Here is a 20,019-nt window from a genome sequence, read left to right on the forward strand (position 1 = left end):
TTCAATTCCAATTGTCATGCCCTTCGCGATCCTTGCTCAGGAAGTGACAGCGTTTTGAGTTTCGGAAGTCTTGTTTTGCGGAGCCACACAGAGACCCGCGTGACAGGCAGGCTCACCCGTGTAGTTGGCCAGGGCTTGGAGCAACGAGGTGAGGTAGCGCTGTTTGGTTTGGTCCGGCACTGGCTCCGAATGGTCCAGCGATTTGATTGCCACCTCGATCAACTCGATCGCCCGGTCCTTGTTGCCGCTCTCGTAATAATACTGAGCGACCGGAAAGTAACACCCGAATTTAAAGTCTCCATCGCCTTGCGGAGGATTAAGTTCCAGGATCTGTTCGGAGAGCTCCTTGCCCATCGCAAAGCGATCATCATGCGGAAGATGGGAGTTGTCGATCGTGGGATGGAAGAGTTGGTTCAGCGCCATCACCACCCAAGACATCGCTTCGAACTTTTTGTTGATCGCGTCCTCGACCAATTCGCGCATAAGCGGCAAGCCGGTTTTGATGTCGCGCAGCTTGTGAAGCAGAATATCCGCATGAACCCGCCGAAAATCAAAAGAGTCTGGCATCACGGCGAGGCCTTCTTCGATGGCCAATAGTGCCGCTGCCCAATCCTCGTCCTGCATCGCCGGCCCAAGTTTGGCGTATATCGGCTGACTCAGCGACGATTCGCGCACACGCGAGATTCGCTTTGCATCGACGGCTTTCGCTTCATAGCTGCTGCGCCAGCTGCCGTTAAGGACTTTCGGCAAAACGTCATCGAGAGGTGCCGGGTGGCCGATATAAGCGATGTGGCCGTCGCGGTCGACCACGAACGAGGTGGGAATCCCGAACGAAGAGCTGGGTTCCAGCCAGAGCTTTTTCATTTCGCCAGTGCAATCGAACGCTGTCCGATAATTCAGATTCGGGAACTTCTCGGTCAGCCAGGCATCCACGTTGGTCCGCGCTTCGTCCGCGGTTGCAGCCTTTTCGCAAGCTGCGACTCCGATAATCTCAAATCCGCTGTCTTTATATTTCTCCTGCAGTTCGATCAAATGGGGCATGGCGTGGACACATGGTCGGCACCAAGTCGCCCAAAATTCAACGAGGTAGACCTTGCCGGGCCGAAGGCTCGTGAGGGGCTCGCCACGCAGCCAGTTCTCCACTTTCAGCGCAGGAGCCGGGGACCCCATACGCAGTTCCATCTTGGTGTCCAAAGTCATTCCACACCTTTCGTCTCTTTTGTCGCGGAATATTTTCCAGTCAAAATCGGACACGGTCTCGAGGGCATTGCTCCCTCTCGCTTGCTTCAGCGGAGCTCTCACCGTGTTGCCGCACATCAAGCACGGCAAAGGGCATGCCAACCCTTCTTAGCTTCGGCAAGCGCCGGTACCGCCTTGAATAAGCGAGCCCTAACACGGCCAGCTGACGTTAACCTGAATGTCGGCTTTCGACGGCTCACCTTAGCGGCTGCCGTTTAGGAAGGTGAGAGTTTGGCTGGCCCGCTGGCGATAAGACCGGCTTCGGCGTCCTGGAGTAGTCGCACTTCGGCGATGGGGTCGAAAGTGCGGGAGAGGCTCGGTACCCTTGCAGCCACCGCCGCATGTGGCCCGGCGTCATAATTCGCGTCGCGGTTGCCAACGGCGGCGTTGGGCTCGATCCACGTGGCGTTGAGCCCGACAGCACGTAAAGCTGCATCGTGATTGAATGCCCTTTGCTGTTTCACGCCAAGCAGGAGTCGCGCGACGCTACCTTGCTCAAGCGCGAGCAGAGCGATCTGACGCCGTAGGAATATTGCTCGTCCCGCTTTTGCCGCCAGAGGCGGAAATCTTTCCTGAATGCCACCGCCGATCATCAATATCGACGAATCATATCCCGCTGCCCATTTGTTCGACTCCGAGGTCGGGCCAGCACTCCGTCAAGGGACGGTTGATGAACCCTAGATGCTCGGGATTGGCGCATGGCGCGCGCCGCAGAAGGCTGTCAAGGATGCGGCGCGCTCGCCAGGCCAGCAGCCCAAAGTTCGGATCAGCCAGCCCGCGCTGTCCAAGGCAGGCGTTCTGAACGAAAAGGCGTCGGTCTCGCGGTCCGTCCCAGTACACCGAAAAATCCTCGCCGATGGCGAGCTCATTGCCGATCTGTTCGAGGCGATCTGCGATCGGTTCTAGGAAACCCGGCAGCGGTTTCTCGTACCCGGTGGCCAGGATGACGATATCGGCGGTTACTTCTCCGATGTTGTCCAAGCCGCGTTGCAGCGTGAGCCTGTGCCCTGCTCCGGCATTGATGCAGCGCGACACGTTGCAACTTGGCCGCAATGTGATCTCGCATTGGTGTGGCTCGAGAAAGGCGTGGTGGTAGAGCGCCTGATAGACCGCGCGCAACTTGCTTTCTGAAATGCCCTCGGAGGCAAGCGCGAAACGCCGCAGGAACAGCTGTCGATGCACCTCGCTCATCGCAGCAAAACGATCCGAGAAGCATGGCGTGAACAGCCCGTTTGTGAACGCGTGGTCGTCGAAAGGCATCTCGCGCGTCAAGACCCATGTGATCGCCGCGGGCCGCCGTTCTTTCGGCCGGCCGACAAGGTGCAGTAGCAGCTCGGCTCCCGACTGTCCGCCGCCAACAACGCAGACATGCTTTTTTTGCACCTCAGGATTGATGTGGGCCAACTCAGATGAGTGGAACAGGTTGGGTCCAGTCCAGCCATGAAACTGAGGCGGAATTTGCGCCTGCTTGCCTATGTCGATGACGAGGTTTCTTGCATCAAGGACCGCGTTGTCCGTCCGCACGCGAAACTCGCCGTCAAAGCGGATTTCGCGAACGGCCTCGCCGCCACGGACAAGCGGATTCTTCTGGAACGCCCAGTTGAGATATTGGGCGAACTCGGCTCTAAGCACCCCGTGAAATTGCGCATTGAGGAAATTGTAAAGACGCCCGTTCTCGTGGAGGTAGTTTACGAATGTGTAGGCTGATCGCGGATTGACCAGAGTAACCAGATCCTGGAAGTGGCCGACCTGGAGCTCCGCGCAATCGAAAGCGCTGCCTGGATGTCCTCGGAAATCGACCTCCCGGTCCAGGAACAGTGCCCCTTGCGCAATCTCTTCCTGTATCTGACACGCAAGGCTCAAATTAGATGGTCCAGCACCCACACCAATACAAAAGAGGTCCACTTATCCTTACTCCTCTAGGAGTGTTTTCCAACTCAGCGGCATGTTGACGTCGATTGCCGGGCATTGAGCAATGCGAACCTCACAGGCATGCTTGAGCCGCGGTCCCGACTGAGAGGACAGCAAAAGCGTGTGCCGCCTTCCAGGTCTTGGGCTCAATGTCGGCGGCATCGACAGCGGCGCGGCGTGATCCGAACCCAAGAGCAGAAGGAAAGTGTGTGATGCTGTCGCGCGGCTCTTCCGGATCTTACGGCGGCTTCTAGCGCCGGCCTCCACCCCAGGAGTGGCTGTTTCCCTGCCACGACGGAAGCGGCTCTTTCTTTCGAGGGGCGTAACCATGGATAACGGCTCTTAATGCTTTCGGAGACTCCCATGCATGCGGCGTGCCGGATAAAGACCTGTCAAACCAACGAGTTCGCGCAGTTCCAGCTCGTCTGGAATCCGACATTGTCGCACGCCCGACGATCGGGCAGGGGAAGCTCCGCGGCAGCGGCCCTTGCACACCGCAGGCTGACAGGGACAGCCGCCGATTTGACGCGCGTCCGGGTACTGATAAGGGGCCTTCCAACAGGGTTCGCGCACGAGGCGGGGTCTCCTGGTACACCCGCCCTGTGGCTTGGCTGCGGTCTGCTGCAGCCGTTCGTCTTTACTGCCCGTTGCGGACGATCTCGCACGAGTTGGTTCACGAGAGCGTCGTGAAGCAGTCGAGGCGTCCGGTTTGGCTCTGACAAGCGTCGCAAGATGTTCGCGGATCCAGCCATGTCTCCGCAATCCGACCGGTAACCGACGACGACTTCGGACTGGTTGGCGGTCCTACGACCTGATCGGTGTTCCTACGGAGCTGATCAGCGAGCCAAAAACAGCGGCAATGTGGTCTTCCCAAAGCTCCAGCTCGGCGGACCGCCGAAAATCCGCTCACGCAGCCCACGGCTGCCATAAGCACCCATAACCATCATGTCAGCACAGATGTCGTTCGCGTGCTGGGTCAGCACTGTGCCCGCCGATTTGCCGGCGCTCTTAAGCAGGTCAACGGAGACCCGAGCACCGTGCCGAGTAAGATAGGCAGCGATGTCAGCTCCAGACTGCGCGCCTTTCCCGTTGTTTTGCGCCTTTGGATCGACCATAGCGACACAGACTTCCTTGGCAGCGGATAGGATACTAAGAGCTTCCCGAACCGCACGCGAGGCCTCTACACGCGAATCCCAGCCGACCAGCACGCGTCGAGGCGACAGCGTCGCCTTAACGCCCTTCGGCACGATGAGCACCGGCTTTCCGCTATCGAACAAGCAGCCGTTGACAACAGGAGGTCCGAGAGTCTCATCGTTGAGGAGGTCTCCTCCAACGATCGTCAGGTCAGCGCAGAGCGCCCGCTGTCGTGCCACTTCACCGAGGCTAGCCGGATCGCAATAGTCGGTGTCAACGTCACAGGAAAGCGACATAGCTTTCAGCCTTTTGAGGATATCCGCGGACCGTCTTTCCATTCTGGTCACGTCCTGTGAAAATTTCTCGATTTGCTGAAATCGATAGTTCGGTACTGCAATTGCCTGTGCACGTCCTGTATTCCATTCGGGGGGCGGAGACGACATCAAGAGCAATGGAGGCGGTATAATGAGTACCGATAGGTGCGCGCCGACCTCGGCACACAGTCCGGCAGCTGTTGTGAGGTCCTCATCAGAATGATCAGCACCCGTCACACTGAATATGCTTTTAAATTCCATTTGCCTGCTTCTCCTGGTCTTCGTTAGGAGCGCCTCAAAGCGGCAACACCGCTCTCAGGAGGAAGAGAGAGCGGCACCACGTTCGATCACCGATTTCAGTCGTCCGGCTTCTCGAGCGAGTAGCCGGCCGACCTGACGGTGCGAATGACGCTGCCGGGCAAGGCCGTTTTCAGCGCCCTCCTGATTCGGCTGATATGGACATCGACGGTGCGTGCACCGACATGAATGTTGGGCAGCCAGGCCGCCCCGATAAGCTCGTCCCGGCTGAAGACCTTGCCGGGGGCCTCAATCATAAGCCGCAGCACGTTGAAATCGATCCGTCCGAGATGGATGTCGTGGCCATTACCGCGAACCCGATGGGCATCGAGCTTCATCTCCAGGCCTCCACAACAAATCCAACTGTCGTTTTCAACCCCGTTCGGACCACGCTTGGTCAGCCCGAGCCTCGCCCGCAGGCAGTCGAGCAGCTTGGCCGGAGCCACCGGCCGCACAAAGCTCTCAACGCCTGCCTTCAAGAGATCGAGGTGCTGGTGCTCGGCGCCAGGCGCGATCAGGGCGATGATAGGCAGGTCGGTGGTGCGCGGTTCCCGCTTGAGGTGGGCGCAAATTGCGGACCCGTTTATGCTGGCTGGGTCGCAATCCAGCACTACGGCCTGAAGCTCCCGTTGTTCGGCCAAGGCCAGCGCAGCCTTCGCGCCGTCTGCCGTCTCACTGCTGAAACCGTCAACCTCCAGTATGTGGCTGTAGAGCAGATAGAACTCGGCATCTTGCGAGCAGATCAGGACCAGCGGCTTCTTCATCGGCGATACCCCAACAACCTGGTCGGCCTCGAGTCCCTGGATCGAGGGGACTGGCCAACATAGTTTCTCGGGTCCGTCATGATGGCCTTTCTCGAAAATCGCGCCCATCATGCCAGCGCCACGTGGGGAAAGGTTTCGATGACTGAAATCGCATCGTCGACCAGCTTCGTACCGGCCGTGGCGAGCTTCAGGAGCGTCTCGAAGCCAAACCGGTGGACATCGCGCAGCGTTTTGGACAAAACGACCAGCCGTCCGGTCGTGAAAAGCACCCGACCAAAACCCTCATGGCTCACCTGGATCATCGGCGATGCCATAAGGCCGCAGCGCTCCTCGATCGCAAGCCCGATGGCGGCGTAGTACTTGTCGAGCCTCCACAGCACGTCGGGATCGGGATCTCCGATGATTGGGATCCCTCGGCGCTGTTCCTTGGTAATGATGAAGTCGCCCAGCAGCTCAGCGTCCGCTTTGCGTTCCCACGAGCCATAGGAATCCTGAGAACGGATCAGCCGCACGAGGCATTTGACGAACGGGGTGCAAAGAGCCGCCTCGTCTTCGGCGACAGCTGGGGGGATTGCGGGGTCAGGCATTGGCGTCCTCCTCTTTTCAGTCCTCGTCCTCGAAGGACGGTTTCTTTTCGGCAATGCCCGCTCGCGCCAGCACCTTGCGCAGCCAAGGCGGAGGACACGTCCTGAGCATCATCTGCGTGCGCAAGAGCACCTGTGGGATCGATTGGGGCTCCGCCACTTTGATCGGGTGGATTTTTGCCGCGACAAGCTTGGCTGCCGAAGGGCCGCCAATTGCCAGACAAAACAGGATCTGACAGCCCTTGAGCGCATCCACCTTTGGCGTGATGCGATCATCGCGCTCGGCCCGATGCTCCCCGCTTTCATCGGACACGTCATCGAAGGCCACGGCTTCTACGAGATTCCATTCCTCGCGCGTCACGTCGTAGACAGCAAAGCGCCTGGCCGACCCGAAATGGGCGTTGAGGTCCTGCATGTCCTGAGTGGCGATCGCAACGCGCAATGCGCCCTTACGTCGTTCAGGCATCGGGGCGAAAACCTCACTACTGACCAGCGAGAGGCGGCGAACAGCGTTCATCGTGATATTTCTCGATTACGGAGTGGATCAAGCGCCTCAGGAGTGGGCGCGTGTTGGTTGGCCTGGAAGATGCTGGCGACCTCGAAGATCATGTCGCGGGTGCCCTGATAGAGAATTGCGAGCTTGTGCTGGCTGCCTAGTCGATCGAAGACCGGGAACCCGATGCGCATGAGCGGAATTCGGAGCCGCTCCGATGCTTGGCGCCCGTGCGAATGCGTGACAAGCAGGTCAGCACCGACGGCAAGACTTTCCAGATCGCCGAGATCGCCGATCTGAACCGAAACCGCCGGGACTTTCTCGAGAATTTTAGACCTGTCGGTCGTTGTGACGGCCGCGGCTATCTCGGAGCCGAGGCCAGCAAAGAAGGTCGCAAGTTGGAACAGCTGGTCTGGTTCGGCAGCGATGGCAATTTTCTTGCCGCCGAAATGGAAATGTCCGTCGAGCATCGCGTCCTGCAATTGCGCCCGGCGCCGGCGCACGCGGGCCGGTACCGCCGCGCCCGAAATCGCAGACAGCAGCGACACGAAGCGGTCCGTGTCCTGCAGCCCAGTCAGTGACTGGAACAACACGTAAGGCACGCCGGTCAACCCGTGCAGCGCTTTCGCCGGGCGGCGCATGTGCTCACCGATGGCGATGCATTGCATGGCCGTGCCCAACTCGCGAATGTCTTCGACGCTGGTGCCGCCGTATGTGGTCGCTACCCAGCGGTCAGGAACCGTACCGTCGAGCGAGCCTGAAATGTCGGGCAGAATAACCGGCTTGAGCCCAAAGCTTTCAACCATGTCACGCATATGCTCGATGTCGGCGACAGTGAGGTTGCATCCGGGCAGGATCGCGATCTTCTTCGGCTGCCGCGCACGTTCGCCCGAGCCTGTAATCCCTTTGATCATTGCGGTGACTGCCTTGGCCCAGCCCTCTTCGATCGCGCCGTCAAAATCCGGCGTGTTGGCCAGCACGACCTCCGTACCCGCAAGCTCTTGCGTGTGCTTCAGCTTGATGTTCGCAATATCACTCGCGCAATCTTCGCCACGCGTCTCCACCAGCGCGGTCGTGCACACCCCGATCAGCTTTGGCTTCGTGCGGTTCTTGAGGTTGAGGATGGCTTCTTCAAGATGGTCGGCAGCGCCGAGGATGGTCGCCACCTCATCCATCGCTGTTGTCTGCAATGGAATCGTTTCTTTGAAGTGCCGTACGAAGAGCACGAGCGCGAAGCTTGTGCATCCCTGGCTGCCGTGGAACAGCGGCATCGCGCCGTCGACCCCAAGAAAGGCAAAGGCGGCACCCAGCGGCTGCGACGACTTCAGCGGGTTCACCGCCGCGGATTTGGTCTGGGGAAGGATGCGGGCCATCGGTCGCCTCAACACTCGCTGAACTCGTGTGCCGTCGCGCCGGCGAATTCATCGAACAGGTGCCCGGACTCCTTCTTCGTGCATGGCAGTTCGTCTTTTAGATCAGGCTGGCAATCCCACGGGGCCGGCTGGCGCACCTGAGACCAGACCGGATTGTGAATGGCGAGGTCGATCTGGCGTACGAGTTCCACCATGCCGGCATAGCCGGCATAAGGGTGCTGGCGCTCCTGGTTGATATCGAGCCAGGGCGTCTTGGCCTTGAGCGCAATGAATTGCGTGCGACCGCCCGACAGCATGATATCGGCCCTGTGTTCAGAGAGCATGGCGTACAGCTCGCGCGCAGCCATGTATTCGAACATATGCTTGTCGTGCTTGAGAACTTGTTTGATGCGCTCCTTGTCCTGCACCGTAGATTTCTTGACCGAGGTGCCGACGATCTCGATTCCGATCTCCATCAGCGCACGGACAACCGACCAGGACTTCACACCGCCTGTGTTGAGCAGCACGCGCTTGCCTTGGAGCCTTTGCCGGTAGGATTCGAGTTTCTTCCACGCGATCGCCTCCTGCTGCGCGATCAGCGTCTCCGTGCGCTCGAGGATCTCCGGATCGGCGCCCTTCCTCACCAGCAGCCTGACAAGGTTGCGAAGAGCTTGCGATGTGTCGGAGATGCCATAGAAGGAGCCCTCGAAGAACGGGATGTCCCAGCGCTCCTCCATCTTGCGGGCAAGACTGATCAGCGCGGTCGAGCACACGATCATTGCCGCCCGGGCGCGGTGCGCGGAAGCAATGTCGCGGTAACGCGCATCGCCGGGAATGCAGGCGCGCACCCGGATGCCGAGCCGATCGAGGAGCGGCTTTACAAGCCAGAATTCGCCCGAGAGGTTGAATTCGCCAAGGATGTTGATGTCGTAGGGCCCGGGGTCGTCGGGTTCGACCGTGCCGATGACATGATCGAGCAACGCCTCGGCGGCGAGCTTGTTGCCGAGGTTCTTGGAGCCTGCCAGGCCAGGCGCATTGATCGGCACCACGGCCAAACCGAACTTTTCCGTGGCGCGTTTGCACACGGCCTCGATGTCGTCACCGATCAGCGCCGTTACGCAAGTTGAGTAGACGAAGATCGCCGGCGGCGCGTATGTGTGCTTGATCTCGCGGATCGCCTTGAAGAGTTTCCGCTCGCCCTGCCCCATCACCAGGTCGAGTTCGGTGAGGTCGGTCGTGAAGCTTGTCCGCCACAAGGTCGGCCCTGACGAAACCGCACCACGGTTGTCCCAAGAATTGCCCTCGCAGGCGAGCGGCGCATGGACCAGATGCGCAACGTCGGTGATCGGCTGCAGGACGATCTTGGCTCCGTCAAAGGCGCAGCCGCCGGCTGCCGCCCCTGGTGTCAGCGACTTCGAGCAGCCCTCCTTGCGCGCCTTGGCATCTTTGCCACGGTTCTTATCGCAGGCGGGCTCATCGAAGGCGTCCTTGATTTTGGCGCTGAGGGAGGACATCGCTCAGCCTCCCCAGTCCATTGGGCAAGGAATGGCCTCGGCGAAAAGCCGGCCACGGCTCTTAGCGCGTGAGGTCATAGGAATAATCCGTCACACCCGTCTCGCTCGTCTCGCGATCGAGTTTGTCGAAGATCTTGTCGAGGATCGTCGTCAGCACGCGCAACGCGCCCTGGTAGCCAAAGAGCGCAAAGCGGTGATGATGGTGCCGATCGAAGATCGGAAACATCAGCCGGATCAGCGGCGTTCCGGTGTCGCGCTCCAGGTACTTGCCGTAGGAATTGCCGATCAAAAGGTCCACCGGCTCGGTAAAGAGCAGCGAGCGCAGCGCCCACAGGTCCTTGCCCGCCCAAACCTGGGCAGCCTTGCCGAAAGGCGAGGATGCTAGCAGCTTCTTCAAATCGGCTTCCCATGCCGAGGTGCCATTGGTGGCGAGGCAATGGGTTGGCTCGCCGCCGGTCTCCATGACAAAGCGGGCCATTGCGTGAACGAAGTCGGGATCACCGTAGATGGCGTATTTCTTACCATGCAGCCAGGATTGGCTGTCCGCCATGGCGTCTACCAGTCGGCCGCGCTCGAGGCGAATTGCCTCGGGAATCTCCTTGCCGGAAATCGCCGCGACCTCCATCAGGAATTCGTCCGTCGCCTGAACGCCGAGCGGATAGTGGAACGAGGCCGTCGCCTGCCCGACCTCCTCGCAATAGCCCAGTGTCTTTCGGGTGTTGTGATGCTGCAGCGAAAGCGTTGCCTCGGCGTTGAGGGCCTTCTTCACCTCGTTGATCTTCGTGCCCCCGTCATACATGCGGTATTCACCGTCCGAAGGCGTATCGAACTGGTCAGAGGCATCCTGGATCAATGTATAGGACACGCCCATTACATCGAGCAGGCGCTTGAGCTCCCGGTTGTTGCCGACGCAGAAGCCGTCGAAGCCCGGAATGATGTTGATGGTTCCTTCGATTTGCGTACGCTCCTGACCTTTCCAGAAGTGCTCCAAAATGCCTTTGACCATGTTGTCATAGCCGTCGACATGACTGCCAACGAAGGCCGGGGTGTGGGCAAAGGGCACGTCGAAGTCGCGCGGGACTGAATCTTCGTCCTTGGCGTTCTGGATGAAGCTGTGCAGGTCGTCGCCAATGACCTCTGCCATACAGGTCGTCGACACGGCAATCATCTTGGGGTCGTAGAGCTGGTAGGTGTTGGCGAGCCCGTCGACCATGTTCTTCAGGCCGCCAAACACCGCCGCATCCTCGGTCATTGAGGAGGAGACCGCCGCGGCAGGCTCCTTGAAATGGCGCGACAGGTGCGAGCGGTAATAGGCGACGCAACCTTGGCTGCCGTGGACGAAGGACATGGTTCGCTCGAAGCCGGCGGCAGCGAATACCGCACCCAGCGGCTGGCAGGCCTTGGCCGGGTTCACGACAAGCGCTTTGCGGGCGAGGTTCTTTTCGCGGTATTCCCACGTCTGGGTGAAATCGCGCTGATCGGAAACGATTTCATCGGGGTGCGGACATTCGAAGTTTAGCTTCTTCTCAGCGAGCATCTTTCTGTATTCCGGCTCGCGGAACAGGGGAGCGTGATCGAGAATTTTTTCAGCCGACTGCGGCATGATGATTACCTCTTTTGCATCTGGCTGCGCGGGACGGCAGCTCAGGACGTCAAGACGTTCCAGGCTCCGGCGGATCAGAGGCCGCGGGAGTTCACCGTCTCAGTGGGAGACTGGGGCTGAAGCAAATGTTTATTCGGCAGCCATCGCCCGCTCATCGCCCCGGCTTCTTTTCCAAGGCGCGTGGAATAGGTCCCAGACCGGGTTGTTAATGGCGAGATCCACATCACGTGCGAAAATGGCAAAGCCGTCGTAGCCGTGATACGGGCCTGAATAATCCCAGGAATGCATCTGGCGGAACGGTATGCCCATCTTCTGCACCGGGTATTTTTCTTTGATTCCCGAGCCGACCAGATTTGGGCGAATCCCTTCGATGAATTTCTCCAACTCATAGCCGGTCACGTCATCGTAGATCAGCGTGCCGTTCTTCACGTAGTGGCCGGTGCGCTGATAGTCGTCGCTGTGGGCGAATTCATAGCCGGTGCCCACGATGACCATGCCGAGGTCCTCGTAGGCCGTGACGACGTGGCGGGGGCGCAGGCCGCCGACATAGAGCATCACGGTATTTCCTTCCAGGCGCGACAGGTACTTGGCGATGACCGCATCAACAAGCGGCCTGTACTTGGCAATGACCTTTTCGGTCTTCTCCTCGATTTCCGGCCCAAAATGCTTGGCTATGTTGCGCAGAGAGGCTTCGATCTGGGAGGGACCGAAGAAATTGTACTCCATCCAGGCGACGCCATACTTTTCCTCCATATGCCGACAGATGTAATTCATCGACCGGTAGCAGTGGATAAGATTGAGCTTAGCCTTCGGGGCGCGCTCGATCTCTGCGAGTGTGGCGTCACCCGACCAGTTGCCAACCACGCGCAGCCCTATCTCCTCAAGCAGTATGCGCGAGGCCCAGGCATCGCCGCCGATATTGTAGTCGCCGATGACGTTGACGTCGTAGGGGCCGGCCTCGAACTTGACATCCTTTTTGTCGAAGACCCAATCCCGGATTGCATCATTGGCGATGTGGTGGCCAAGCGACTGCGAGACGCCGCGGAAGCCCTCGCAGCGTACCGGCACGATCGTCTTGTCATACTCCTTGGTCTTTTTGCGAGAAACGGCCTCGGTGTCATCGCCAATCAGGCCGATAGGGCATTCGGACTGCACGGTGATGCCGTTGTTGAGCGGAAACAAGACTTCAATCTCGTCAATGATCTGTTCCAGCTTCTTGTCGCCGCCGAAGACGATGTCCTTCTCCTGGAAATCGGAGGTGAACTGCATTGTCCCGAACGTGTCGACGCCCGTTGTACCGACGTAGTAGTTGCGGCGCTGCGACCAAGAATATTGGCCGCAGCCGACCGGGCCGTGCGAGATATGGACCATATCCTTGACTGGCCCCCACACCACGCCTTTCGAACCAGCATATGCACAGCCGCGAATCGTCATCACCCCGGGAATGGACTTGATGTTCGATTTGACGTCGCATTCGGAAAGGACCTCGCTTTCCCCGCCAGCCTCGTTGCCGCTCTTTGCGACGTTGAGGTGCTTCTTGCGGCGCTTCGCCGCCTTGTCGGGATAATGCGACAGCACCTCTTCGATAAGCTTCGCATGAAGAGCACCGTCATTCTCGTATTCCCGGCTCATGAGTCCCCCTTTCAAGGTTGGGTGACGCCTCAAAGAATAGGCGCCGTTCTCTGCAAGGCGCGCCGATTCATGGCAGCGCTAATGTCACTACTGGGCCGCCGCCTTCGCCGCTTCCTTGGAGTGAAGCTCGGCAAGCATCTGCTCGTCGGTCTTCATGATGCCGAAGTCGAGCAGCATCTCCTCCAGCTCCTCCATGGTGATCGGCGTCGGGATCGTACCCTGGCCCGAATTGGCGTGGATCTTCTCGGCCAGAGCGCGGTATTCCCCTGCCTGCTTTGAGTCCGGCGCGTACTGGATCACCGACATCTTCCTGAGTTCGGCATGTTGGACGATGTTGTCGCGGGGCACGAAGTGGATGAGCTTGGAATTCAATCGGCCAGCCAGTGCTTCGGCCAGATCGAGTTCGCGGTCGGTTTGACGTTCATTGCAGATCAGCCCGCCCAGCCGCACACCGCCCGAATGGGCATATTTGAGGATGCCCTTGGCGATGTTGTTGGCGGCATAGAGCGCCATCATCTCGCCGGACATGACGATATAGATCTCCTGGGCCTTGCCTTCGCGGATCGGCATGGCGAAGCCGCCGCATACCACGTCGCCGAGGACGTCATAGGAGACATAATCGACATCGTCATAAGCGCCATTCTCCTCGAGGAAATTGATCGAGGTGATGACGCCGCGGCCGGCGCAACCGACACCCGGCTCGGGGCCGCCGGACTCCACGCACTTGATGCCTCTGTAGCCCACCTTGAGCACGTCCTGGAGTTCGAGGTCTTCCACCGAGCCTTCCTGTGCGGCGAGATCCAGGACGGTATCCTGAGCTTTCGAATTCAGGATCAAGCGTGTGGAATCGGCTTTGGGGTCGCATCCTACGATGAGGATTCTCTGCCCGAGGTCGACAAGGGCAGCGAGCGTATTTTGGGACGTGGTGGACTTGCCGATGCCGCCTTTTCCGTAAAAGGCGATCTGACGCAGACCTGACATAATAGCTTTCCTTCCTTCGTTCTAATTATCGCGACTGCCCGCGACACAAGTGCCGATAGGCAGCTCGTGCCGCCTCACACCAAGCATCGCAAAAAGCGTACCAGCGTGATCGGCCGATCCCAGAAGAAACTTTGTCATTAAATTCCAGCCGCTTAGACGGCGGCAAAACGCGCGAACGGGCCTTTCAGGCGTCTGTCACGGACACGACAAAGCCGACACAGATTGTCGTGCGCCATCCAAACCGCCGTGTGTCGAGCTCGAAGCGGGAGAATGGGGAAGTTAGCCCAAAGCTGATGGCGAGACCATCGGAAGACATCGGCTCTTGTCTTTCCAGCCTGCCATTGATCGGGCGGTCGCTGGATGAGCAGGAGCCTGGGGCTTGACCGCGGCGCGGGTAGTTCAGGCAGGCTTACAGAGCGGGAACGCCGGCGGCCGATAGACATCCGCGCTTAACCTTTCATAGCCCGTCTACAAGTTGGTTCCGCCGACGCGCTATATGGAAGCCAAATAATTCAGTAGCTTAGCCGAGAGCATTGATTTTTTCAGAAAGATACGTGTTATACGCGTATGAACCGCCGAACCCATGGTCGGCGCCCTCATGCGCGTGAGACCCCGTTGTGGGCGAGGCTCGCGACTGGCTGCACGATCCTAGCCGGCCTGCTTGCCATTGAGTTTGGTCCCGCCGCGGTAGGCTGCGGCATCAAGGGCAACATCAGCTACAACACTGGCAAGAAGATTATCACGTTCTTGGACAGGAATCTTACTGGGAGACACGCATCAACCTATTGAAGGGCGAGCGGTGGTTTTGTTCAGAGGAAGCTGCACGAAAGGCGGGCGGGCGGGCTTCGAGAGGTTAGTGTCGCGGCAGCTTGCAGATCTGCCCACGGGGCCGCCACGATCGCAAAGTGTGTACAAAAGCGCCCTCTCTGCCGAACTGAACAGTGCTCACGGCCATAGCCTCGGATGAGCCCGACTGGCTTGACCTCTGCATGATGAGAGCAGCTTTTACACCAGGTGCGCAGCACATGTCTTTAACGAACGCATCGTCTTCAAGAATATAGAGAGCAATTCGGAAAACCGAGTAGTTGGCGGCGAAGCTAGGAGAAGGTATACACTACCCTCTTGTTACCCCAGAGTAGAACGTGCAGCTGCGGCAAGACGCGGGCTTCGAACCACCTGTCGCTGGTCACCTTTTCTACCAGCGGTTCCATGCGCATCATATTCCGTCGGACTCGACAGAGACGTCTTCATTACCACGGCGGGGCGGCGTGTGATTGCCGGGTTGCAGACAAACCTCGCCGCGACGTATTTGGGACGAGTGGTGTCGGCACCGAATCCCTATCATTTAGACTAGCCAGCTTGGGGAGCGCCGTCAGACCGCCAGACCGGAAGAGGAGGCTTCGCGCCAACTTGTGCCAAGAATGTTGGACCGTGCGGAACCGCTGGGGCGGCGCTCAACTCTGGCGCAGGATGAAGCGTCGATTGGGTGAATGAATAGGGCGCGCGTTCGACGGGTAGAGTGAGGCAAATCGCTGGATGTCTGCCGGATCAACGTCAACCGGTTCCATCGCCACCATCCACTCGACGTTTTCGGTGCACGGCGGCGTCGTCAGTGAGCCCTCATAAGTCCAATAGCCAAGCGAGGCTGGCAGAAGCCAGTTGGGATTCACCTCGTCGATCGTCACCTCCCCATTCGGCAGTTCGGGAAAGGCCGCAGCAAGGGCAGCAAAGCTGGCATTTGTCGCGCCGGGCGTTAAAAAGACGCCCAGCACGCCCAGAGTACCACTTTGCGTGTCCTTGTGAACGAAATGCACCTCCATCGGGAAGCTCTTGCCCGCCACGTGATGTTCGCTTGGCGCATGGAAATGGAACTGTACCAGTTCGTAGACACGATCGCCGCGGGTCAGCGTGCTGCCTTGTGGCATATTGATTTGAATGGTGTGGCCGTTGTTCACCATATTGCCGCCGCCCTTGTGCCAGCCGATGGCGATATGCGGGATATCCGCCTTGACCGCGCTGTTGATATTGATCGGCGATTGCTGCGTGCCGGCAGAGCATACGAAATTTTCCTTATCCAGATCAGCCCAGTGCTCCGGTCCGACCGGACCGGTGTACCCCCAATGGGCACTGGTCGCTTGGGCGGCTTGAACGCAAATCCGGCATGCGCCGAGCGCAACCAACCCTTTGATCAGGTGACGACGATACATATTACTTTTGCTCCTCTTGCGAACTGATGTTGGTGGCTGCCCTAATGGACGCGTGATGGCCAATCGGCGCGGCCAGTATTGTCCTTTGCAACTGATAGATGCCCGCACGCCTTGGCGTGCTTTCATAAGTGCGGCTGCCGTTTCTCGGCTGGCCGGCTTCTGCAGCCCGCAACGGGGGCAGTTTCAACCAGCTAAACGATAAAAAATTTTAGCAGACCAGCGCTTGACCCCCGCCGCAAAGGCACAGGCGAAGGTGATCACTGCGCGGCTGCCGTTCGCGCCGGAGGCCGCATCGCTATACTTTACACTCGCTGCCCAAGGAGACGCAGGCGACCCCAATACGTTTTCATCGCTACTCCCGACGCAGCCGACCCACGCCACGAAAACGTTGCTATATTTCACGTTGGGCCAATGAGGAAATCGATCTTCTTTATGGAAGGCATTTGCGCAATGGATGCATTCCCATGCTGACAGTCGTGCGTCAGGCCGGACAATGAGATACATCGATAAGAGCTGGACAAGGATGAGGGGATGACGTGCTTGCGACGGAGCAGGTGGGGCGAGAAGGCCAGTTCTTGCGGATTTCAACTTTGCGTGACGACAGCTCATCGGAGTCAAGGTGACACACGCCGGCAGCGGGGTGTCCGGGCGGTTTCCAGCCGCACAATCGCGAGACCGCTGACGCGAACAAAGCTCGGCTGTACTCGGCACGCGAAGAGAGCCTGCCAAGCCGTTGGAGCCCGGCCTTCCGGTGCGACGCAAGCCACAGACTAGACCGCCCTCTTGTTACCCCAAAGCAGAACGTGCAGCTGCGGCAACACGCGGGCTTCGAACCACCTGTCGCTAGTCACCCTTTCGACAAGCCATTCCATTCGCATCATTATTCCGTCCAAGTCGACAGAGGCGTCTTCACTGCCAGGGAGCGGCGGCGTGTGATTGCCGGGTTGCAGATAGATCGGAAGGTGCGGATATCTCGCCGCGACTTCTTTGGCGTAGGCATAGTCACTCTCGTCGAAAACGACGAGCTTGAGCACGATTTGCGGCTTCTCTTGCGCCGCTTCGAGGCATGCATCAAACGCAGCCCAACGGGTCGTCATCTCGCTGGACGGCGGCTTTGGGCTAAGGGTCAGCACGTCAAGATCCGCAAACCACTCCCTCACCACGGAACCCTGCGTTTCCAGTGCAAAACGATAGCCCTCGCGATGGCCTCGTTCTATGAGGGGACCGAACGGCTGAATGGCCGGGTTGCCGCCTGACAAGGAGACCATAACCGGCCTGCCGCCGGAAAGCGCATGGACGGTTTGCCACACGGCATCGATCGGCATCGGTAGCCATTCATGGCGATACTGATTGTCCACCGCGTGAAGGCTGTCGCACCATGAACAGCGATAATCACATCCGCCGGTTCTGATGAACACCGTCGGCAAGCCGATGAGCACGCCCTCGCCCTGGATAGTCGGCCCGAATATCTCGCTCACACGGATTGCGGGATGCATGTCGGTCACGGACGGTATTCCGCCCAAGTTTTCGGTGTTTCGCTAACGCGCACGGCCGCGGTCTGCGGCAGACGTGCCTTGCACCATTCATAGAAATGTCTGGCCAGGCATTCCGCCGTGACCTTCTCATGTCCCAGCACGTCGTTGAGGTGCCGATGGTCGAAGCTCTCGTCAATGTAGCGTTTGAGCGGCGCCAGATCGTGATAGTCGCGCACGAAGCCGTGGGCGTCCAGTTCCTTGGCCGACAGCTCCACTACGACGACATAGTTATGCCCGTGCAGGCGCGCGCATTGATGGTTGGGAGGCAAGGAGGTGAGCTGATGCGAGGCCGAGAAGTGGAATTCCTTGCTGATGTGGAACATTACGCGCGCCTCCTGCGCAGCGCCTCAAGCCAGAAATCGGCGTCCTCGTAGTCGGTGGGATCAGCGTGCCCGGCGAGATGGAACGCTTCGCGCCGCTCGACGCAGGTCCCGCATCGTCCGCAGTGACGCACGCCGCCCTTGTAACAGGACCAGGTCTCAGCAAACGGGGTGCCGTATCTTGCGCCATCCGCAACAATGTCAGCTTTTCCGAGATTCACATACGGTGCATAGAGGCGTATCTGCGCATAGCCGTCGAGCGCGCGGTCTTGCATTGTCTGGAAAGCTTCAATGAAGGCCGGACGGCAATCGGGATAGATGAAATGGTCCCCACCATGCACGGCCGCCGCCACCGCTTCGGCGCTGTGGGCGGCGGCGAGACCGAAGGCGATTGCCAACATGATGGCATTGCGGTTCGGCACCACCGTAATCTTCATCGTGTCTTCGGCGTAGTGGCCGTCCGGCACGTCGATACTGCTAGTCAGCGCTGAGCCGGAAAGGCCACGGCCAATTTCGCCGATGTCGATGATCTGGTGCGGGACCTTCAGTCGCTGCGCGCAAAGAGCGGCGAAGCCCAATTCCTTCCTGTGCCGTTGGCCATAGTCGAAAGATAGAAGGCCGGTGAGTTCGTGCTCCGCTGCCACCATGTGAGCAAGGGAAACGGAGTCCAATCCGCCAGAGCAGACGGCGAGAGTCTTCATCATTGGTATCCTTGTTTTGACCGGGTAAGGCTGCGACCGGAGATTTCTCTGCGCCCCCACTACTCCAGCGACTCAGTTTTGTGAACCGGGAGAATTTGCGCTCAGCCCGATTGGAACGGGAGTGCGTCGCGTCCAACACGCGTGATCAATAAAAGTTGAGCGCTTCAGCAGTTTGTTTCGCATCGCGCCAACTTTCGCAACCTGCTGTCCGATCGTCGACTTCGAGACAAGGTGATGTTCGGCCGACATCGGCTGACTCTTAATTAAGCCGCAGAACACATGTTGGCTTTCTGGCCTTCGCTTGTGCGGTTGGCGAGGGCGACATGGATGCCAGCAAATTTGACATTGGCGACATCCGCCTGGAGAACCCTGCGCGGCGCGATTGAGGCCGCAGGCGAGCCTGCTCTAACTGCCGCCCTACAGTCCCGACTTCAATCCGATTGAGAACGCCTTCGCCCAACCTAAGGCGCTGCTGCGAGCAAAGGCCGAGATAACCATCAAGGCTCTATGGGACTGACGTTGCCCCAGCAGTTTTGAGTTCGTTTCCGGCGTGGGTTGTGCCCTGCTGGGCGGGTGAAGCGACGGGCGCTGGCGCGGAGCCTTTGGCATAGCGCAGCGCGAGCGACCGTCGCGGATTGAAGGTGCTGGCGAACTTGGCCGGGGTCTGCCAGGGGGGAGTGCGGCCGCGCGGTGTTGTAGTCGGCGTGCCACAGGGCGATGGCTACGCGCGCCTGAGCCAGCGAGGTGAACAGCGTCTCGTTGAGCAGTTCATCGCGCAGTCGGCCGTTGAAGCTCTCGATGAAGCCATTCTGCATCGGCTTGCCGGGCGCAATGTAATGCCATTCGACGCGGTTCTGATCCGCCCAGGAGAGGATGGCGTTCGAGGTGAACTCGCTGCCATTGTCGCTGACGATCATCCTGGGCCGGCCCCGCTCGGTGATGAGCCGTCCAATTCGCGGGCAACCCGCATGCCCGAGAGAGACGTATCAACGATGAGTGCGAGGCACTCTCTCGTGCAGTCGTCGACGACGGCCAGGATGCGGAAGCGGCGCCCGTCGGTGAGCTGGTCCGATACGAAGTCGAGCGACCAGCGCTCGTCGGGCCTCAGCGGCACCAGCATCGGCGCCCTGGTCCCGATCGCCCGCTTGCGGCCGCCACGGCGGCGACGGCGAGCTTCTCCTCCCGATAGAGCCGGAACAGCTTCTTGTGGTTCACGACCAGGCCCTCCCGCCTCAGCATCACGAGAAGACGCCGGTAGCCGAACCGGCGACGCTCCTGCGCGATCGGCCTTCATCCGCTCGCGAACCTCGCGGTCGTCCGGCCTGCTGGTCTGGTAGCGAACCGTCATGCGGCAACAGCCGATGGCTTTACACGCCCGCCGTTCGCTCATCCCGAAGCCTTCCTTCAGGCGAGCGACAGCTTTCCGCTTGGCGGCGGG

16 protein-coding genes and 3 pseudogenes are annotated in these 20,019 nt (G+C 59.4%); 1 reads left to right on the forward strand and 18 read right to left on the reverse strand.

What is annotated here, in order from left to right:
- Positions 1 to 36: 36 nt before the first annotated feature.
- The 17 genes and pseudogenes from EN949_RS11250 to queC all read right to left on the reverse strand — a co-directional run bounded on the left by EN949_RS11250 (position 37) and on the right by queC (position 18,581).
- The gene (locus EN949_RS11250; protein WP_063170388.1) at positions 37 to 1,182 is read right to left on the reverse strand and encodes a TlpA disulfide reductase family protein; all 1,146 of its coding nucleotides are present in this window, start codon (positions 1,180 to 1,182) and stop codon (positions 37 to 39) included.
- 272 nt (positions 1,183 to 1,454) lie between these two features.
- Positions 1,455 to 1,832, reverse strand: a complete 378-nt coding sequence (locus tag EN949_RS11255; RefSeq protein WP_024505270.1) for a hypothetical protein — start codon at positions 1,830 to 1,832, stop codon at positions 1,455 to 1,457.
- Between the two features lie 13 nt (positions 1,833 to 1,845).
- Positions 1,846 to 3,144 (reverse strand): SidA/IucD/PvdA family monooxygenase, encoded by a 1,299-nt coding sequence (locus EN949_RS11260; protein ID WP_063169368.1) that lies wholly within the window; start codon positions 3,142 to 3,144, stop codon positions 1,846 to 1,848.
- Between the two features lie 842 nt (positions 3,145 to 3,986).
- Complete coding sequence (locus EN949_RS11265; RefSeq protein WP_063169369.1) at positions 3,987 to 4,859, reverse strand: universal stress protein; 873 nt, start codon at positions 4,857 to 4,859, stop codon at positions 3,987 to 3,989.
- A gap of 95 nt (positions 4,860 to 4,954) precedes the next feature.
- The gene (locus EN949_RS11270) at positions 4,955 to 5,770 is read right to left on the reverse strand and encodes a response regulator transcription factor (RefSeq protein ID WP_063169370.1); all 816 of its coding nucleotides are present in this window, start codon (positions 5,768 to 5,770) and stop codon (positions 4,955 to 4,957) included.
- Positions 5,767 to 6,246, reverse strand: coding sequence for a NifX-associated nitrogen fixation protein (locus EN949_RS11275; protein ID WP_024505267.1), 480 nt, complete (start codon positions 6,244 to 6,246; stop codon positions 5,767 to 5,769). The genes EN949_RS11270 and EN949_RS11275 overlap by 4 nt, the downstream gene beginning before the upstream one ends.
- A 16-nt stretch (positions 6,247 to 6,262) precedes the next feature.
- Positions 6,263 to 6,760: a nitrogen fixation protein NifX gene (gene nifX, locus EN949_RS11280; protein WP_063169371.1), complete on the reverse strand. Its 498-nt coding sequence runs from the start codon at positions 6,758 to 6,760 to the stop codon at positions 6,263 to 6,265.
- Positions 6,757 to 8,109, reverse strand: a complete 1,353-nt coding sequence (nifN, locus tag EN949_RS11285) for a nitrogenase iron-molybdenum cofactor biosynthesis protein NifN (RefSeq protein ID WP_024505265.1) — start codon at positions 8,107 to 8,109, stop codon at positions 6,757 to 6,759. Before nifN ends, nifX begins: the two co-directional genes overlap by 4 nt.
- An 8-nt stretch (positions 8,110 to 8,117) precedes the next feature.
- Positions 8,118 to 9,602: a nitrogenase iron-molybdenum cofactor biosynthesis protein NifE gene (gene nifE, locus EN949_RS11290; RefSeq protein ID WP_024505264.1), complete on the reverse strand. Its 1,485-nt coding sequence runs from the start codon at positions 9,600 to 9,602 to the stop codon at positions 8,118 to 8,120.
- Between the two features lie 61 nt (positions 9,603 to 9,663).
- Positions 9,664 to 11,205, reverse strand: a complete 1,542-nt coding sequence (nifK, locus tag EN949_RS11295) for a nitrogenase molybdenum-iron protein subunit beta (protein ID WP_024505263.1) — start codon at positions 11,203 to 11,205, stop codon at positions 9,664 to 9,666.
- Positions 11,206 to 11,334: 129 nt separating this feature from the next.
- A complete protein-coding gene (gene nifD / locus EN949_RS11300; RefSeq protein WP_024505262.1) occupies positions 11,335 to 12,837 on the reverse strand; it encodes a nitrogenase molybdenum-iron protein alpha chain in 1,503 nt (500 codons plus the stop codon).
- An 87-nt stretch (positions 12,838 to 12,924) separates the two neighbouring features.
- Positions 12,925 to 13,818, reverse strand: a complete 894-nt coding sequence (gene nifH, locus EN949_RS11305; RefSeq protein ID WP_024505261.1) for a nitrogenase iron protein — start codon at positions 13,816 to 13,818, stop codon at positions 12,925 to 12,927.
- 1,097 nt (positions 13,819 to 14,915) lie between these two features.
- Positions 14,916 to 15,112: pseudogene (locus EN949_RS36510) on the reverse strand (7-carboxy-7-deazaguanine synthase QueE); the annotation flags it as partial.
- A 160-nt stretch (positions 15,113 to 15,272) separates the two neighbouring features.
- On the reverse strand, positions 15,273 to 16,025 hold the full coding sequence (locus tag EN949_RS11320; RefSeq protein ID WP_063169372.1) for a carbonic anhydrase: 753 nt from the start codon (positions 16,023 to 16,025) through the stop codon (positions 15,273 to 15,275).
- Between the two features lie 770 nt (positions 16,026 to 16,795).
- Positions 16,796 to 17,521, reverse strand: coding sequence for a 7-carboxy-7-deazaguanine synthase QueE (gene queE / locus EN949_RS11325; protein ID WP_164548811.1), 726 nt, complete (start codon positions 17,519 to 17,521; stop codon positions 16,796 to 16,798).
- A 5-nt stretch (positions 17,522 to 17,526) separates the two neighbouring features.
- Positions 17,527 to 17,883 (reverse strand): 6-carboxytetrahydropterin synthase QueD, encoded by a 357-nt coding sequence (gene queD / locus EN949_RS11330; RefSeq protein ID WP_063169374.1) that lies wholly within the window; start codon positions 17,881 to 17,883, stop codon positions 17,527 to 17,529.
- Positions 17,883 to 18,581, reverse strand: a complete 699-nt coding sequence (gene queC, locus EN949_RS11335; protein WP_063170389.1) for a 7-cyano-7-deazaguanine synthase QueC — start codon at positions 18,579 to 18,581, stop codon at positions 17,883 to 17,885. The genes queD and queC overlap by 1 nt, the downstream gene beginning before the upstream one ends.
- Before the next feature lie 369 nt (positions 18,582 to 18,950).
- On the opposite strand from queC, the pseudogene EN949_RS11340 reads away from it, so the two are divergent.
- Positions 18,951 to 19,092, forward strand: a pseudogene (locus tag EN949_RS11340) (transposase); the annotation flags it as partial.
- On the opposite strand, the pseudogene EN949_RS11345 reads toward EN949_RS11340, so the two are convergent.
- A pseudogene (locus EN949_RS11345) lies at positions 19,087 to 20,019 on the reverse strand (IS3 family transposase); the annotation flags it as partial. The pseudogenes EN949_RS11340 and EN949_RS11345 overlap by 6 nt on opposite strands.

The organism is Mesorhizobium sp. M7A.F.Ca.US.007.01.2.1, from assembly GCF_003998165.1.
Lineage (GTDB): Bacteria > Pseudomonadota > Alphaproteobacteria > Rhizobiales > Rhizobiaceae > Mesorhizobium > Mesorhizobium ciceri.

Coding starts and splice junctions, on each gene's coding strand:
- EN949_RS11320 (WP_063169372.1), bottom strand. CDS start 16,025: ATGTATCGTCGTCACCTGATCAAAGGGTTGGTTGCGCTCGGCGCATGC.
- nifE (WP_024505264.1), bottom strand. CDS start 9,602: ATGTCCTCCCTCAGCGCCAAAATCAAGGACGCCTTCGATGAGCCCGCC.
- nifD (WP_024505262.1), bottom strand. CDS start 12,837: ATGAGCCGGGAATACGAGAATGACGGTGCTCTTCATGCGAAGCTTATC.
- nifX (WP_063169371.1), bottom strand. CDS start 6,760: ATGAACGCTGTTCGCCGCCTCTCGCTGGTCAGTAGTGAGGTTTTCGCC.
- queD (WP_063169374.1), bottom strand. CDS start 17,883: ATGTTCCACATCAGCAAGGAATTCCACTTCTCGGCCTCGCATCAGCTC.
- nifK (WP_024505263.1), bottom strand. CDS start 11,205: ATGCCGCAGTCGGCTGAAAAAATTCTCGATCACGCTCCCCTGTTCCGC.
- EN949_RS11275 (WP_024505267.1), bottom strand. CDS start 6,246: ATGCCTGACCCCGCAATCCCCCCAGCTGTCGCCGAAGACGAGGCGGCT.
- EN949_RS11255 (WP_024505270.1), bottom strand. CDS start 1,832: ATGATCGGCGGTGGCATTCAGGAAAGATTTCCGCCTCTGGCGGCAAAA.
- nifN (WP_024505265.1), bottom strand. CDS start 8,109: ATGGCCCGCATCCTTCCCCAGACCAAATCCGCGGCGGTGAACCCGCTG.
- EN949_RS11250 (WP_063170388.1), bottom strand. CDS start 1,182: ATGGAACTGCGTATGGGGTCCCCGGCTCCTGCGCTGAAAGTGGAGAAC.
- EN949_RS11265 (WP_063169369.1), bottom strand. CDS start 4,859: ATGGAATTTAAAAGCATATTCAGTGTGACGGGTGCTGATCATTCTGAT.
- nifH (WP_024505261.1), bottom strand. CDS start 13,818: ATGTCAGGTCTGCGTCAGATCGCCTTTTACGGAAAAGGCGGCATCGGC.
- queE (WP_164548811.1), bottom strand. CDS start 17,521: ATGCATCCCGCAATCCGTGTGAGCGAGATATTCGGGCCGACTATCCAG.
- queC (WP_063170389.1), bottom strand. CDS start 18,581: ATGAAGACTCTCGCCGTCTGCTCTGGCGGATTGGACTCCGTTTCCCTT.
- EN949_RS11270 (WP_063169370.1), bottom strand. CDS start 5,770: ATGATGGGCGCGATTTTCGAGAAAGGCCATCATGACGGACCCGAGAAA.